The sequence below is a fragment of the Acidaminococcus sp. genome, assembly GCF_050873445.1.
Classification (GTDB): domain Bacteria; phylum Bacillota; class Negativicutes; order Acidaminococcales; family Acidaminococcaceae; genus Acidaminococcus.
The window spans coordinates 1-14438 of record NZ_JBNMIU010000024.1 but is presented as its reverse complement, the minus strand read 5'-3'; the positions used below and the strand labels follow the sequence as shown (position 1 = coordinate 14438).

Here is a 14438-nt window from a genome sequence, read left to right as displayed (position 1 = left end):
CTCATTGTTCATCTTTCTTATACCTTCTTTCCAGAGCGCCTACGAACCGGGCCACGGCAAACGTCATGATCAGGTAGATAAAAGCGACGCTCAGCCAGATTTCAAAAGAGGCATAAGTCCGGGCAATGATCAGCTGGCCCCGACGGGTCAGCTCTTCGAAGCCGATAACGGATACCAGGGAGGAATCCTTCAGCATGGCGATGAATTCGTTGCCCAGAGGCGGAATGATCCGTTTGAAGGCTTGGGGCAGGATAACGTGCTTCATAGTCTGCCACCAGCTCATCCCCAGGCTCCGGCCGGCTTCCATCTGACCTTTGTCGATGGATTCGATGCCGCCCCGGAAGATTTCCGCTACGTACGCACCGGAGTTGATGGAGCAGGCAGAAATAGCAGCCACATAGGCATCCACCCGATGGTGGATCAGTGCAGGCAGGGCAAAATAGACCAGGAAGATCTGGACCAGCAGAGGTGTGCCCCGCAGGAAATCTACATAGATATTGCCCAAAACGCGTAAAGACTTGATCCCACACAGGCGGATCAGGGCCACGACGATACCAATGGCCAGGCCCAGGCCGACGCTAACCGCAGTAATCTCAACAGTGACGCCTGCCCCGGCAATCAGCAGAGGCAGGGAATCTTTGATAATCTCAAAATTCATGCATTCTCTTCCTTTTTTACTGGTTAATTATTTGGCTGCAGGAGCCTTGCCAAACCATTTGGTGTAGATTTTGTCATATTCACCATCTTGTTTCAGTTCACCCAGAGCCTTGTTCACTTCAGCAGCCAGTTTGCTGTCTTTCTTGAATGCAAAGCCGTAGGATTCAGCATCCATGGTTTCACCCACCATCTTGTCCTTTTCCTTGCCTTCCTTGGTCATATAGTAAGCAGCCACAGGTTTGTCGATGATTACGGCATCCACGCCCTTGTTTTCCAGTTCCAGGAACACTTCAGCGTTGGTGTTGAAGCTGGTCACTTTGGCACCGGGGACCGTACCTGCCTTGGCAGCACCGGTCGTCCCGATCTGTACGGCAATTTTCTTGCCTTCCAGATCTTTCAGGGTCTTGATGTCATTGTTGTCTTTGGTCACCACGATGATCAGACCGGAAGTGTAGTACGGGTCGGAGAAGGCCACGGCTTTCTTCCGTTCGTCAGTGATGCTCATGCCGGCAGCCACCATATCGATATTGCCGGAGTTCAGGGCCGGGACCAGGGCATCGAAGCCCATGTTCTGGATTTCAACCTTCCTGCCCATCTTCTTTCCCAGAGCCCGGGCCAGATCCATGTCGAAACCGGCAAATTCCTTGGAATCCTTTTCCTGGAATTCAAAAGGAGCGAACGTGGGCTCCGTACCCACTCTCAGTACTTTCTGTTCCTTGGCTGCCTGCTGGCTGCCGCCACCACAGCCGGCTGCGATTGCCATCATCAAAACTGCCAGTAAACCTGCTACCACATGTAATTTTTTCATTGGGCTTCCCTCCATCTTCATATTGTAATTATTATACAGCTTCACGTATATTGATACAACTGTTTTTTCACTTATGCACGAAGTAAAAAAAAAAAGAAAAGGACGGCCTCACGGGACCATCCTTTTTTCGAAAAATCATTTTTTATTCAGCCTTGAACCATTTGTCGTAAATTTTCTGATATTCGCCGTCTTTTTTCAGTTCGGCCAGTGCCTTGTTCAGCTTGTCGCACAACTCCTTGTTCTTCTTGGCGGTTGCGATGCCGTAGAAGTCACCCTTCTTGGGAGTACCCACGCTCTTGGCATAGGCATTGCCGCCCTGTTTCAGGAAATACTGCAGTACCGGCAGATCACTGATGACCGCATCGGCGCCGCCGTTCTTCATTTCCAGGCAGGCCAGGTCAGAGGTATCGAATGTCTTCACTTTGGCTCCTTCAATGGTTTCAGCGTATTTGGCACCAGTGGTACCGATCTGTACAGCAATGGTCTTACCCTTCAGATCATCCAGGCTCTTAATGCTTTCATTGTCTTTCTTGACCACAGCCATCAGACCGGATTCATAGTAAGGATCAGTGAAGTTCACTTTCTGTTTCCGGGCATCGGTAATGCTCATCCCGGTAATGGAAACGTCGATGTTCCCGGATTCCAGGGAGGGAATCAGACCATCGAAGGCGATGCTCTTGATTGTAACCTTTTCGTAACCGGCTTTCTTAGCCAGGGCATTGATCAGATCGATGTCGAAGCCCTGCACCTTGCCGTCTTTCTTATCAGTGAATTCAAAGGGGGCAAAGGAGGGATTGGTCCCTACAATCAGTTCTTTCTTGTTGTCAGCCGTCTTTTTGTCACTGGTACTGGAACTGCCGCCGCAGCCTGCCGCAGCCATGCACATCATCAGGCCGGCCAGGATTCCAGCGAACATCTTCATCTTTTTCATAAATATTCCTCCTCATTGGCCCTTGAATGGGTTTTTTCTTTGCTTGATGTTGTTATTATACATCTTTATTTATTTTTATGCAATGATGATTTGAAAAGATTTCTCAGCCGCTTCCCCATAAAAACGAGCCGCAGGCAAATTCCCTCCTGCGGCTCGTTTTCAGAAACTCTCCCTCTCCGGACAATTTATTGAAACCACTTGTCGTACAGCTTCTGGTATTCCCCGTCCTTTTTCATATCCTGCAAAGCCTTGTTCAGCTTGTCGCACAGGCCCTTGTTCTTCCTGGCAGTAGCGATGCCATACAAATCACCCTTCTTTGGTTCACCCACAGGTTTGGCATAGGCATTGCCGCCCTGTTTCAGGAAATACTGCAGTACCGGCAGATCACTGATGACCGCATCAGCCCCGCCATTTTTCAGTTCCAGGCAGGCGGTATCGCTGGTGTCGAAAGTCTTCACGGTAGCCCCCTGGATCTTGCCGGCAGCTTCCGCTCCGGTAGTACCCAGCTGCACGGCAATGGTCTTGCCCTTCAGGTCGTCCAGGCCCTTGATGCTGTCGTTGTCCTTGCGGACGATGGTCATGAGCCCGCTTTCATAATATGGATCAGTGAAGTTCACTTTCTGCTTCCGGGCATCGGTAATGCTCATCCCGGCAATGGCCACGTCAATATTTCCGGTATCCAAAGCAGGGATCAGGGCATCGAAGCCCATACCCTTGATGGTGACTTTCTCATACCCGGCACGCTTCCCCAGAGCCCGGATCAGTTCTATATCGAATCCAGTGAGTTCACCGCTCTGTTTGTCCGGAAATTCAAAGGGTGCGAACGAAGGCTCCGTCCCTACTACCAATTCTTTCTTGTCCGTTGTTTTGCCGGTACTGTTGGTAGAAGTACTGCCGCAGCCTGCCGCTCCGATCAGCATCATCAGTGCACAGAGTAAGACCATTACTTTTTTCATTGTAATCCCCCCAAATCTTCCGTAGAATGTTACTTTTTATAAGGAATAGTGTCATTATACATTCTTGTGCATTTTTATGCAATATATTCCCGTCAAGTATCCTGTATTCTTATTTCCGATTTTGGGCGCAAAAAAAACAACTCAGCTGACCTGGTTTTCGCCCCCACACTCGCCTGCTGGAGGGTTCGCTCTTAAGCCTCATGCTCCCCACTACTGCCTCTCTCGCTTTTCGCGGCAGGACTTACTTCTAAGCTGCACCGTGCTCACAGGTTTTTGCCTGCTTACGTGGATCGTTTTGCCTGCAACTGGCATCGACTTGCAACCACAGACCTGAGTTGTTTCCTACCTATTATAAAAGGCCCCGCAAAGTTTGGCAACGGGAAATTCACAAACTGCCTGTTTTATAGTATACTTTATTTTGCAAGTCTGAAATCACAAGCAAAGGTCGCGGTCCCATGATCACCATACCCCAATTCCTGGATTTTCCCACGGATACAGATGCCAAAGAAGTCGTTTCACTGTTTCTGCGGCTGATGGAACTGAAGAACCATGACCTGTTCCTGCACAGCCAGCAGGTGGCCAATTACGCGGTGGCTGCAGCAGCAAAGATGGGTCTGCCTCGCAATGAAGTAAACTGCATCAAGATGGCCGCCCTGCTCCATGACATCGGACAGCTGGCCATTTCCAACACCATCCTGTCCAAGTACCCGTATTTCAATACCCGGGAACAGGCAGCATACCGCCGGCATTGTATGGCCGGGGCCAGCATGCTGGAGAATATCCCGGCCTTCGGACATATCCGAAAGATTGTCCTGCACCACCATGAGAATTGGGATGGCAGCGGGTACCCCCGGCGGCTGAAAGGTGTAAACATCCCTATCGGCAGCCGGATCATTGCTGTGTGCAATTTTTACGACCGGAAGTGTAACCCATGTACCAGGCAATGGGTCATTGCCGGCAGCAAAAGTCCTCAGGTCATAAAGGACATGGCAGGGACCAAGTTCGACCCAGATGTGGTTCAGGCTTTTTTTGAATCAGTCAGTACGATATGAGGGGAGTATAATTATTATGAAAAATTTCAGCATCAAGACCAACGATACCTGTGCCAAGCAGATTGACTTCAGCCTGGAAGACGGCAAACTGCACAACATCCATTTCTATGGTGGCTGCCCCGGCAATCTGAGCGCCATCAGTAAGCTGCTGGAAGGCGCTGATGCCAGACATGCGGTAGAATTGCTGAAGGGCAACAAATGCGGCAGCAAGGCCACCTCCTGCGCTGACCAGCTGGCCCAGGGTGTGGAAAAAGCCCTGAAAGGCGGGAATTGATCCTATGCCGATCGGGGTTATCTGTAACGTAGCTGCCGTAATCATCGGCGGTATCATCGGAAACCTGCTGGGTCCCCGCCTTTCGGAGGATTTTAAGGAAAAACTCACCACCGTATTCGGAGCCTGTGCTTTTTTGATGGGCATCATGTCCATCGGCTTTCTGAAGAACCTGCCGGCTGTGACCTTTGCTGTCATCGCCGGCACCATCATTGGCCTCTGGATCCGCCTGGGCGACCGGATCATAGCCAGCTCCCGGGACCTGGAAAAACTAATCAGCAAAGTGCTGCCCGTTTCTGGCGGAGATACGGAAATTTCCCGGGATGAATATGAAAGCAAACTGATCACCATCATCGTCCTGTTCTGTGCCAGCGGCACGGGGATCTACGGCAGCATGGTATCGGGCATGGCAGGAGATCACAGTATCCTCATCGCCAAATCTATCATGGATCTGCCCACCGCCACCCTGTTTGCCTGTGAACTGGGGATCATCGTCAGCTTCATCGCTGTGCCCCAGCTGGTGATCTTCCTGGCCCTGTTCTTCCTGGCCCATGCCATCCTGCCGTTCTGCACCCCGGAGATGATTGGGGATTTCAAAGCCTGCGGCGGGGTACTGCTGGTAGCCACCGGATTCCGCATGCTGCAGCTGAAGGACTTCCCCATTGCCGACATGATTCCATCCATGGCCATCGTCATGCCATTGTCGGCCCTGTGGACGGGAGTCATCGTTCCTTTGTTATAAAGAAGATGCTGGTTTCGCCGGCAAAAAAAGCAGGAGTTGTGAATGATTCTTCACAGCTCCTGTCTTTTTTTACATTCTCAACAGCAGTTCCCTGCCGATGACTCTGCCGTCTTCTATATACACCCTGGGTACCCGTTTGCTGATGTTACAGGTGATTTCGTAAGGAATGGTCCCAGCCATTTCAGCCAAGTCATCCAATGACTGCTTCGTACCGAACAATTCCATTTCACTGCCCACGTCCACCTTTGGCTTATCCGTCAGATCAATCATGCACATATCCATGCATATCCGGCCCCGCTGAGGCGCCAGACCCTGCTCCGTCACAAAGCTGCAGCGGTTGGACAAGCAGCGCATGAACCCGTCAGCGTACCCGATGGGCGCCACCCCCATACGGGTGGTCTTGTCACAGGTATAGATACCCCCATAGCTGATTTTGGTGCCTTCGGGATAGATCTTGATGGTACTGATGGTGGTCTTCACGGACATCACTGGTTTTAGTCCCAGTTTCCGGGCAAATTCCCCATATCCGTACAGCAGCAGGCCCGGCCGCACCATATCCAGATACGTTTCCGGGAACAGGGTGGTGGCCCCGGTATTGGCACAGTGGCGCAGCTTGAATTTCCTGCCGGTGCGTTTTTCCACTTCATCGCATACTTTCCTGAACAGCTGGAACTGATGTTTTGTATAGGCCAGGGCTTCTTCACCGGGTTCGTCGGCCACAGCAAAGTGGGTAAAGATGCCTTCCGGTTCCAGACCGGGCAGGCTGCAGGCATGGATGATGCCCTCCACCCCATGTTCGAAGTAATCCCCTTCGCAGATGTAACCCAGCCGGCTCATGCCCGTATCCACCTTGACATGGATTTTCAGGGTACCGCCATATTTCACCGCTTCCTCGCTGTATTCCAGAGCCTTGGCTTCACAGGTCACGGCCTGGGTAATGTTGAAGCAGATCAGCCGGTCCACCTGTTCCCGGGGAGTATGGCCCAGGATCAGGATGGGCATGGTGATACCGTTAAACCGCAGTTCCATGGCTTCGTCAATACTGCTGACAGCCAGGTAGTTGGCACCCAGCTTCTGTAGTTCTGTACCCACCTGCACGGCTCCGTGACCGTAGGCATCAGCCTTGACCACTCCCAGGAATTTTACCTTGGGGCCGATGTGCTCCCGAATTTTGTGATAATTGTAGGCCAGGGCATCCAGATCGATTTCAGCCCAGGTACGACGCAGTGTGCTTTTCATCATGCAACTCTCCTTTTATAACTTATGCGGACTTACCGGGTGATATTTTGCCTATGGCAAAAATCCTGGCAAGCCCCTACGGACTACAAGGTTACTGTTTCTGGAAGGCTCTCTCCAGAGCTCTCCATTGGGTCCTGGGGTTCACACCCAGCACCGTATGGACTATGGTTCCATTCGGTGCTTCCGTCAAGTTCCCGGTAGCAGGATCCACCGTCAGTTTCTTGTCTTCTTCTGTGAATTTGCCCGGATCCAGCAGATACAGCACCGGAAAGATATCGTGGATCACCGCCGCATTCTCCATCCCCCGCTGGGCGTGGGCAGCCTGATTGCCCCGCAGCAGCTGGATGAATTCCGGGTAGTTCCCATACCCGACCAGCTTCTGGATTTCCGATTCATCCACAATCTGGTTGCTGGTCAAATCCAACGGAAATAGGGTAATATCCAGGCCGCTCTTCAGGACCTGTTCCACCGCTTTGGGATCCCGGGAAAAATTCAATTCAGCATTCTGATTTCCCAGTTCCTCCCACAGATTTCCCCCCATGATATATACCTTGTCGATCCGGCTCCTGATGTCCGGATCCTGCAGCAGATTGGCCAGGGTACTCAGAGGCCCGGTAGCAATATAGGTAATGTGATGCAGCTGTTTCAGACGTTTCTTTGCCGCCTCCAGGTCTCCGCTGCTTTGCTGCTGGTCTCTGGAAAGGCCCAGTTTTTTCCGCCAGTCTTCTGAGATGCCGTACAGCCCGTCATCCCCATTGGCTCCTCCCTTCCAGTTTTTCAGTTTCTTTCCCTTGTACGGACGGTCCGCGCCGTTCAATACCGGTACTTTCATGTCCAATGCCCGGGTAATCAGCACCGTATTGGCATAGGTCTGCTTTTCCGGTGCATTGCCGAAAGTGGCCAGGACCAGGTCGGGCACCTGTCCATTCTGCTTCAGCAGGAACAGAGCAAAGGCATCATCGCTGCCCGGATCTCCGTCGCAGACCAGGGACGATGCCTCCGGCTGCAGGCCCGTGAAATCAGCCGCCGCAGCTGTCCCGGCTCCCAGGGTACAGACCAGCAGGCCGCCCAGTACCAGGGCCGTCATTTTCTTACCAAAATTCCACAAGGCGAACGCCTCCCATTTGATTCCATAAGGACAACCTTTAGTATAGTACGCACCCCCCGCCCTTGGCAAGTTTTCTCCCCTGCCGCAGCGGCCCGGAATATGCTATAATCGTATGGAAATCATTTATCTCTTACCCAAAGGAGTTGTTGTACCGTGGAACCCAATCCTGAACAAAAACAGCCTGAACAGAATCCGGAAACCGAAGACACAGAAGTAGTCGTTCCAGAAAAAGAAGAATTGGAAAAAGAATCAGCTGTGGAGCCGGAAGTGGTGGATCAGCCGGCCGAAGTACCCGAAAAGCCACTGCTCCAGGCCAAACAGTCCCTGATGTACTTTTTCTGGCCGCTGATTTTGGCCATCCTGTATGTGCCTGCCGGCGTCATCTGGATTGCCGTGCGGTACCTGAAGTATAAATCCCAGGGCATGGTACTCACCAACAAACGACTGGTAATCCTCAAAGGGCTCTTCAAAAAGAAACAGTTTATGTTCTCCCTGGATCTGGCTGCCAAAGCCATTGTCACCCAGGGATTCCTAGGCAAGAAAGCAGGCTATGGCACTGTCAGCATCATTTACCAGGAAAAGGAATATTCCTTTGATTACGTACGCGATCCCCAGGCATTCGTGGATGCGTGTAGAAAAGCATATGAGGAACAAATTTCAAATCATTAATTCTTGTCACTACTCCTCAGCGAAAGAAATAACCCGTCCTTATTTTGGGGCGGGTTATTTTTGATGAATAAAATATGTTCAGTGTTTCACAGGCATTTTCTGGTAAATCTTGCTCAGGCGCTCCAGAGCTTCTTCCAGGGTCTTTTTATTCTTGGCGAAATGGAGCCGCATGTATTTGTTGATACTTTCGTGGAAAAAGGCGGAACCGGGCACAGCCCCCACCCCCACTTTTTCAGCCAACTGACAACAGAATTCCTCGTCGCTGTCAAAGCCGAAGTCGGCAATGTCCACCATGATGTAATAAGCCCCCTGCGGTTCCGTATGGCGCAGGCCGATTTTTCGCAGGCCGTCCAGCATCAGTTCCCGGCGCTGGGTATAGATGTCCTGCAGCCAGGCATAGTAGTCATCCCCGAACCGCAGCCCGGTGACGGCGGCTTCCTGCAGGGGCGAAGCGGCTCCCACAGTCAGATAGTCATGGATCTTCCGGGCCTCATCGATGACTTTGGGTGGAGCAATGATGTAGCCCAGCCGCCAGCCTGTAATGGAATAGGTCTTGGACAGGGAACTGCAGGAGATGGTCCGTTCCCACATACCGGGAAGGGCAGCAAAGTAAATGTGCTTGTAGGGTTTGTAGACAATGTGTTCATACACCTCATCGGTAATCACCCAGGTATCGTACTTTTCTGCCAACCCAGCAATGGTCTGCAGTTCCTCCAGCGTAAAGACTTTGCCGCAGGGATTGGAAGGGTTGCACAGAATCAGGGCTTTGGGATGCTGTTTAAAAGCCGCTTCCAGCACGTCTGCATCAAAATGGTATACAGGCGGCACCAGGGGTACATAAATGGGATCGGCACCGGAAAGGATAGCATCGGCCCCGTAGTTTTCATAAAAAGGAGAAAACACGATGACCTTGTCCCCCGGATTGGTAACAGTCATGACGGCCACCATCATAGCTTCCGTACTGCCGCAGGTGGTGACGATTTCTGTTTCCGGGTCGATGTCGAGCCCCGTAAAATGCTTCTGTTTATCGGCCAGAGCCTGGCGGAAATTGGGAGCCCCCCAGGTTACGGCGTATTGGTGAGGGCCGGAAAAAGCCACTTCACTGAGCCGTTGTTCCATTTCTTTGGGAGGATTCCAGTCCGGGAATCCCTGGCTCAAGTTCACAGCATTGTATTGGTTGGAAATCCGGGTCATGCGACGGATCACAGAATCAGTAAAAGTGCAAGTACGCAAAGACAAGTCAGCCATGGAAAAACCTCATTTCTATTTCCTAGTATTATAGTATGGTTACAGTATAGCGTAGAACACCGGAGGCGTCAAATAAAAAAGGTTCCCTCCCAAATCCATTCTTGTTCAAAAGGAATCAGGAGGGAATCTTTTTTAGAAAATCTTGCCCAATTTCAGCCCAATTTTGGCCCAATTTCAAGCAGTTAAAACCCGCATAAAGCTAGGCTCTATGCGGGTTTCCGAATTTTAAATTACATCATGCCCGGCGTATCTACGGGAAGTTTTGCTGTGTTTTTACCATTCCGGAAATCCGCATGGGTCCTAGGTTTATGGGTTTTACCAAGTCTGTCTGTTCCACTATGGATCATCGAATATTATATTTTTCGTGCACTTTTGGTGCACTTTTTATTAATAATCTGTCTGTTATTTTGTACTATTATCATTATTTTTTGCCGCCTGCCGGCCCATAGAGCCGTTCCATCCCTGCCACCGTGACAAGCCATGTGCTGCCAGACTGCCTGGTTTCCTCTCTGGAAAACCTGGGTGGCCCGCCTTTGTAACCGGTACACGCCTGGCGTATCGTGGATACGCCGACATGCCATCTCTTTGCCGCTTCTGCCGCCGTCATAACTTCATCTATCAGCATTAGTATCACCTCCAAAGGGTTACCAGCAAGGCCAGACTGATCACCACAGCAGCTGTAATAGAGAGCTTATCACGGTTAAAATATACCCGCACATAAGCCAATACCGTTAAAAGCACCAGTGCAATCATCGTTCTCATGTGATATAATGAAATGGAAAGAGGGGCAAGGCGGTTGCCCCGCCCCTACTTGGTTCAGCCATTCAGAAAATTGACTATTGTAATTATCCCGGCCAGGATTGTTATTACATTAGCCATCAGCTGAATGGCTCTTTCTATTTTCTCCATTTCATTTCCTCACCTCCTCTCTATGATTTTATTATACAGCTTTTTCGCTGTATCGTCAAGTATTTTAGATTGATTAATTGCAAAAAAAAATAATCCCGTCGAACCAGTAAATAAACGGCTCGGCGGGATTTTTCATTAGTTGTTTTCTGTTGTGCTCTTGCTTAATACAAGTTTCACAGCCCAGATGGTACTGTTGATTAGGAGCGGTAATACGAACTGGTCACGGATTTTATTCCAGCCGGTTTCGTTTGCTGCCTGCGCCTGAATCTCTGTGATAAACTTGCTGGCTACATCTTCCAATGCAGGCATGCCTTCATTTACTAAATTATCTGTCAGCTGTTTTTTCGCTGCTTCCGTTACTTCTTTTACGTCTAATGCAGCCACTACGCCGTCACGTACTTCTGTCCATTTACTCATAATATATTCCTCCTATTACAAACTGCATTCATAGTCTGTTACCCCGCGCGCAATAGCGCGGGCAAATTCGTCGGCTTTGTTTTCCAGGAGTGCCGCATCTGCGTCGTTGTCGATGAACGCCGTTTCAACGAGTACCGCCGGCATCTCTGTATGCTTTAATACAATCAGCCCCGGCATTTCTTTGACACCTCTATCAACCGTTCCTAATGCACCGATAATCTGATTTTGAATGCATTGAGCAAGCGTACCACCCTCGCCATCACTGTCATAGCATTCGACTTCCGTGCCGTGTGCGCTGCCGTTGCAAGCGTTGCAATGAATGCTGACGAAAACGTCTGCACCCCAGCTATTAGCGTCTTCACATACGGGTACGGTGCGATCATCATAGTCGCTGTCATAATAGAGATTGTCCGACTGCAGGAGTCGGCAATCACATCCTGCAGTTACCAAATATTTCATTACTTTTGCGCCGATACCGGCAGCCACGTCGCATTCTCTCAGCTCGCTGCTGGGGTTTACTGCGCCACTGTCGTACTTCTGGTCGTGTCCCGGATTAATATATACCTTCATAGTTTGTCACTCTCCTTTTTATTTACGGCAGCAGATTTTACGCTGCCGCCAATATAGCCAAGCAAACCACTGGCGATACTCATCGCCAGCTCATTTAGGCTATAAAAAATAGCCATGATCAAGGCTGCTATCAGCCCGATAATGACTATGCAATCTGCGATATTAATTTTTTCAAACAATTAATCACCCCCTTGGTGATGCGGGAGAAGGATAAATTGTTGATATGTTTTTGTTACTATGTCATTGCCGCCCAGGTTATGGTATGACGTGTACATTCTGTGGATTGCTTCCGCTTTATGTACAGGTACCCAGCCGGCCTCAATATGGTGGTCCATTGTGTCAATTAGCCGATCACGCAGCATCGCCACGACACCTTGCACTAGTGCTTCATGCTTCTGCTCTTGGGCTACCCGGTTTTGCGCATCTGCGTTTGCACGCTTTCGATACTCAAAAAGCAGAATGCCGGATAGCAGCGGCGAAGCCCCAGCTAATAAGTACTGCAGTATTTCCATTCCCATTGCATCACGCTTCTTTCGCAGTTGCCGTATCAGCCGTCTGGGTACTGTCCGTATATTTAATACAACTTTTATTTGGGCAGCTTCCATCCGTGTTCAAAGTACTGCCGCAATATGGGCAGTACTTTTTCTTTTTCCAAAAGCTCATTTTGCTGTCACCCCTTCCACGGCTGCCTTGTAAGCTTCCGTCATGTCTTTATAGTCCTGCTGGATATTTGCAACAGCATTCGTGTTGCCAGCAAGTTGTGCAACTTGCAATGCATTCAACATATCCGCTTTATTAGATGCGTATTCCGCGGCAAGACTTGCCTTTTCAGCTGCAGTTTTTTCTTCTGCCGTAGGCTCTGGGGCAACGTAGGCTGTAAGCTGACCATCAACACCGCGCACATATTCACCAGTCAGATATTTGTTGTAATCTGCTGCGGATACGACATCTACAACAGCCGCATCCGAAAACAAGGATTTGGCTTTTTCCTTCAATGCAGCCAACTTCTCTGCATTTTTGTTAGGGTCAAAGTCACAGATGAGCGACCCAACACGTTTGCCGGCTGTATCGAACCCGGAAACGTAATAATCAACATTCGTACCGTTCATTCACTGATCCTCCTGTAGTAAAATGGCCTCCATGAAGGAGGTTTTTTTATGCGTAAACCAAATGGATATGGCTGCATCAAACGGCTGTCCGGAAACCGGCGGAGACCGTTTGTCTTTGTAATATCGGAAAATGGCAAGCAAAAGCCTGTTGAATACTTTACCAACCAGATTGACGCTGAAATCTTTCAAGCTGACTACAACAAGACTCATCACCATCGCTCCCTTCCTGGGCATCAAATAACACTGGCAGAACTATATCATCGGTGGTTGCCAGCACATACGGCAGATACCGCTCCATCACGTTCAACACTGTGCAGCTATGAAAACTCTTTCAAGCATTTATCATCCCTGCACCAGGAACCCTTTGCCGGCCTGAAATACATGGACTATCAAAGAATCATTGATGATATGCGAAAAAGCGGGCTGTCGTATAGCTCGCTTAAAAAAGTACGGTCACTTATTTCATTGCTCTCTCAGTATGCCAGCAAGATTGAACTCACCAGCAAAAATTATGCCCCGCTTTTATCCATCGGAAAGAATCGGCAGGTCCACCCGCACAAACCGTTTAGCCGGCAGAAGATTAACCGATTATGGAAAAACATTGATGCGGCCAACGTTGACATCGTGCTGATACTTCTCTATACGGGTATGAGAGTCGGAGAGTTGCTTCATCTGCATAAGTCAGACATCAATATCAGGCAGCGGTTCATCCGGATCACCAAGAGCAAAACCGCTTCCGGCATCCGGGTCATTCCCATCCATCCCCGAATATTCCCATTGATTGTTGCCAGGATGGATTCTCCTGGATCTACTCTTCTGAGTAATGCCAATGGGAATCCCTATGACTACAGCCGTTATTGCATCGTCTGGCGCTCAGTCATGCAGCTCATCAATGCTGCTGGCCACACGACACATGATTGTCGGCATACGGTCACAACCCTGCTTGACAACGCTGGGGCCAACGAGACGGCCAAGCGACGTATTCTGGGGCACGCGGGCGGCGATGTCACCGAGCGCGTCTATACCCACAAAAACATCAGGCAGCTCAGAAAATGCATCGAACTCCTCAAGTAACGTGTTACTACTGCGTTACTGTCAGGTCTTGCCCGATGGCTCCAAGGCAGGTTTGCGGCCGCTGCACTCGCGTTACTGATGATACCAGGATAGGTGGTTAAAACAGACCGCAAAGAAGGTTTTACCTTGACCGGTCAGACCATCTTACCGACGGATGAATCGGTTAGAGTGCCTATGAGCCGGCCTTTTTAGTCGGTATACAGTGGGGAAGGCTATCCAGAAATGCGGGATTCTCCCAGGCATCAATCAAGTTGCCACTAACTGTCACGAAAATGAACGTAAAAGTACTTCTTTGTCCTGAAGCCACAAATACGGACGGCAGGACTGCAACTATTTCAGGGATTGGTTACTCAGACCACATTGAAATCAATCTGGGTGGAAATGCATTGAGTTTCAATTGGGCAGCTTTATGCTGTCTCATATCTAAACAGTGGGGATACTTTGCTATCCCTGATAATAGCCATTATGGCGATTTTACTTTGCCTATAGCCTTCACAACAAGGATATATGTAGTTACCGCTCTTGATGTGCTGGTAGCTAGCGACACATCAATTGAACCACTACCCCCGCTTACCTGGAGTATAGGGGCGTCAACTAATACTAAATTTAGATTAGTAACATCAAAGTCAACTCTTAGTGTGGTTAATGCGGTAATTCTCGGTAAGTAGACAGTGGGGA

At 49.9% G+C, this 14438-nt stretch carries 19 protein-coding genes; 5 read left to right on the top strand and 14 right to left on the bottom strand.

Annotated elements, in window-relative coordinates; genetic code table 11:
- Position 1: 1 nt before the first annotated feature.
- The 4 genes from ACR0QW_RS05620 to ACR0QW_RS05605 form a co-directional block, all read right to left on the bottom strand.
- Positions 2 to 658: an amino acid ABC transporter permease gene (locus tag ACR0QW_RS05620; protein WP_432642733.1), complete on the bottom strand. Its 657-nt coding sequence runs from the start codon at positions 656 to 658 to the stop codon at positions 2 to 4.
- Between the two features lie 27 nt (positions 659 to 685).
- Positions 686 to 1465, bottom strand: coding sequence for a basic amino acid ABC transporter substrate-binding protein (locus ACR0QW_RS05615; protein ID WP_432642732.1), 780 nt, complete (start codon positions 1463 to 1465; stop codon positions 686 to 688).
- Between the two features lie 142 nt (positions 1466 to 1607).
- Positions 1608 to 2396, bottom strand: coding sequence for a basic amino acid ABC transporter substrate-binding protein (locus tag ACR0QW_RS05610; RefSeq protein WP_432642731.1), 789 nt, complete (start codon positions 2394 to 2396; stop codon positions 1608 to 1610).
- A gap of 185 nt (positions 2397 to 2581) precedes the next feature.
- Positions 2582 to 3352 (bottom strand): basic amino acid ABC transporter substrate-binding protein, encoded by a 771-nt coding sequence (locus tag ACR0QW_RS05605; protein WP_432642730.1) that lies wholly within the window; start codon positions 3350 to 3352, stop codon positions 2582 to 2584.
- Positions 3353 to 3807: 455 nt separating this feature from the next.
- Here ACR0QW_RS05605 and ACR0QW_RS05600 point away from each other — a divergent pair, with 455 nt between their 5' ends.
- Genes ACR0QW_RS05600 through ACR0QW_RS05590 form a run of 3 tightly spaced genes read left to right on the top strand, consistent with a single transcriptional unit; the run spans position 3808 to position 5417 of the window.
- The gene (locus tag ACR0QW_RS05600) at positions 3808 to 4404 is read left to right on the top strand and encodes an HD-GYP domain-containing protein (protein ID WP_432642729.1); all 597 of its coding nucleotides are present in this window, start codon (positions 3808 to 3810) and stop codon (positions 4402 to 4404) included.
- A gap of 16 nt (positions 4405 to 4420) precedes the next feature.
- The gene (locus tag ACR0QW_RS05595) at positions 4421 to 4678 is read left to right on the top strand and encodes a TIGR03905 family TSCPD domain-containing protein (protein ID WP_432642728.1); all 258 of its coding nucleotides are present in this window, start codon (positions 4421 to 4423) and stop codon (positions 4676 to 4678) included.
- A 4-nt stretch (positions 4679 to 4682) separates the two neighbouring features.
- Positions 4683 to 5417 (top strand): DUF554 domain-containing protein, encoded by a 735-nt coding sequence (locus ACR0QW_RS05590; protein ID WP_432642727.1) that lies wholly within the window; start codon positions 4683 to 4685, stop codon positions 5415 to 5417.
- A gap of 69 nt (positions 5418 to 5486) precedes the next feature.
- Here the strand turns inward: ACR0QW_RS05590 and alr are convergent, their stop codons facing one another.
- A complete protein-coding gene (gene alr, locus ACR0QW_RS05585) occupies positions 5487 to 6656 on the bottom strand; it encodes an alanine racemase (RefSeq protein ID WP_432642744.1) in 1170 nt (389 codons plus the stop codon).
- Between the two features lie 91 nt (positions 6657 to 6747).
- On the bottom strand, positions 6748 to 7764 hold the full coding sequence (locus ACR0QW_RS05580) for a nucleoside hydrolase (RefSeq protein ID WP_432642726.1): 1017 nt from the start codon (positions 7762 to 7764) through the stop codon (positions 6748 to 6750).
- Between the two features lie 153 nt (positions 7765 to 7917).
- Between ACR0QW_RS05580 and ACR0QW_RS05575 the strand changes: the two genes are divergently transcribed.
- A complete protein-coding gene (locus tag ACR0QW_RS05575; RefSeq protein ID WP_432642725.1) occupies positions 7918 to 8433 on the top strand; it encodes a PH domain-containing protein in 516 nt (171 codons plus the stop codon).
- 78 nt (positions 8434 to 8511) lie between these two features.
- Here the strand turns inward: ACR0QW_RS05575 and ACR0QW_RS05570 are convergent, their stop codons facing one another.
- From ACR0QW_RS05570 to ACR0QW_RS05540, 7 genes are all read right to left on the bottom strand, one after another.
- A complete protein-coding gene (locus ACR0QW_RS05570; RefSeq protein ID WP_432642724.1) occupies positions 8512 to 9681 on the bottom strand; it encodes a pyridoxal phosphate-dependent aminotransferase in 1170 nt (389 codons plus the stop codon).
- Between the two features lie 421 nt (positions 9682 to 10102).
- Positions 10103 to 10306 carry a helix-turn-helix domain-containing protein gene (locus ACR0QW_RS05565; protein WP_432642723.1) on the bottom strand — a complete coding sequence of 68 codons (204 nt, stop codon included), beginning with the start codon at positions 10304 to 10306 and terminating at the stop codon, positions 10103 to 10105.
- 419 nt (positions 10307 to 10725) lie between these two features.
- Positions 10726 to 11007, bottom strand: a complete 282-nt coding sequence (locus ACR0QW_RS05560; protein ID WP_432642722.1) for a hypothetical protein — start codon at positions 11005 to 11007, stop codon at positions 10726 to 10728.
- A 15-nt stretch (positions 11008 to 11022) separates the two neighbouring features.
- On the bottom strand, positions 11023 to 11577 hold the full coding sequence (locus tag ACR0QW_RS05555; protein WP_432642721.1) for an N-acetylmuramoyl-L-alanine amidase family protein: 555 nt from the start codon (positions 11575 to 11577) through the stop codon (positions 11023 to 11025).
- Positions 11574 to 11756, bottom strand: coding sequence for a hypothetical protein (locus ACR0QW_RS05550; protein ID WP_432642720.1), 183 nt, complete (start codon positions 11754 to 11756; stop codon positions 11574 to 11576). The genes ACR0QW_RS05555 and ACR0QW_RS05550 overlap by 4 nt, the downstream gene beginning before the upstream one ends.
- Entirely contained in the window at positions 11757 to 12095 is a 339-nt protein-coding gene (locus ACR0QW_RS05545) for a hypothetical protein (protein WP_432642719.1), read from the bottom strand.
- Between the two features lie 141 nt (positions 12096 to 12236).
- Positions 12237 to 12686, bottom strand: a complete 450-nt coding sequence (locus ACR0QW_RS05540) for a hypothetical protein (RefSeq protein WP_432642718.1) — start codon at positions 12684 to 12686, stop codon at positions 12237 to 12239.
- Between the two features lie 48 nt (positions 12687 to 12734).
- Here ACR0QW_RS05540 and ACR0QW_RS05535 point away from each other — a divergent pair, with 48 nt between their 5' ends.
- Entirely contained in the window at positions 12735 to 13760 is a 1026-nt protein-coding gene (locus tag ACR0QW_RS05535; RefSeq protein ID WP_432642717.1) for a tyrosine-type recombinase/integrase, read from the top strand.
- A 463-nt stretch (positions 13761 to 14223) separates the two neighbouring features.
- On the opposite strand, the gene ACR0QW_RS05530 is transcribed toward ACR0QW_RS05535, so the two are convergent.
- Positions 14224 to 14438: hypothetical protein (locus ACR0QW_RS05530; RefSeq protein WP_432642716.1), on the bottom strand; the 215-nt coding region annotated here is incomplete at its 5' end.

Coding starts and splice junctions, on each gene's coding strand:
- ACR0QW_RS05605 (WP_432642730.1), bottom strand. CDS start 3,352: ATGAAAAAAGTAATGGTCTTACTCTGTGCACTGATGATGCTGATCGGA.
- ACR0QW_RS05620 (WP_432642733.1), bottom strand. CDS start 658: ATGAATTTTGAGATTATCAAAGATTCCCTGCCTCTGCTGATTGCCGGG.
- ACR0QW_RS05590 (WP_432642727.1), top strand. CDS start 4,683: ATGCCGATCGGGGTTATCTGTAACGTAGCTGCCGTAATCATCGGCGGT.
- ACR0QW_RS05535 (WP_432642717.1), top strand. CDS start 12,735: ATGCGTAAACCAAATGGATATGGCTGCATCAAACGGCTGTCCGGAAAC.
- ACR0QW_RS05615 (WP_432642732.1), bottom strand. CDS start 1,465: ATGAAAAAATTACATGTGGTAGCAGGTTTACTGGCAGTTTTGATGATG.
- ACR0QW_RS05560 (WP_432642722.1), bottom strand. CDS start 11,007: ATGAGTAAATGGACAGAAGTACGTGACGGCGTAGTGGCTGCATTAGAC.
- ACR0QW_RS05610 (WP_432642731.1), bottom strand. CDS start 2,396: ATGAAAAAGATGAAGATGTTCGCTGGAATCCTGGCCGGCCTGATGATG.
- ACR0QW_RS05595 (WP_432642728.1), top strand. CDS start 4,421: ATGAAAAATTTCAGCATCAAGACCAACGATACCTGTGCCAAGCAGATT.
- ACR0QW_RS05600 (WP_432642729.1), top strand. CDS start 3,808: ATGATCACCATACCCCAATTCCTGGATTTTCCCACGGATACAGATGCC.
- ACR0QW_RS05570 (WP_432642724.1), bottom strand. CDS start 9,681: ATGGCTGACTTGTCTTTGCGTACTTGCACTTTTACTGATTCTGTGATC.
- ACR0QW_RS05555 (WP_432642721.1), bottom strand. CDS start 11,577: ATGAAGGTATATATTAATCCGGGACACGACCAGAAGTACGACAGTGGC.
- alr (WP_432642744.1), bottom strand. CDS start 6,656: ATGAAAAGCACACTGCGTCGTACCTGGGCTGAAATCGATCTGGATGCC.
- ACR0QW_RS05545 (WP_432642719.1), bottom strand. CDS start 12,095: ATGGGAATGGAAATACTGCAGTACTTATTAGCTGGGGCTTCGCCGCTG.
- ACR0QW_RS05540 (WP_432642718.1), bottom strand. CDS start 12,686: ATGAACGGTACGAATGTTGATTATTACGTTTCCGGGTTCGATACAGCC.
- ACR0QW_RS05565 (WP_432642723.1), bottom strand. CDS start 10,306: ATGCTGATAGATGAAGTTATGACGGCGGCAGAAGCGGCAAAGAGATGG.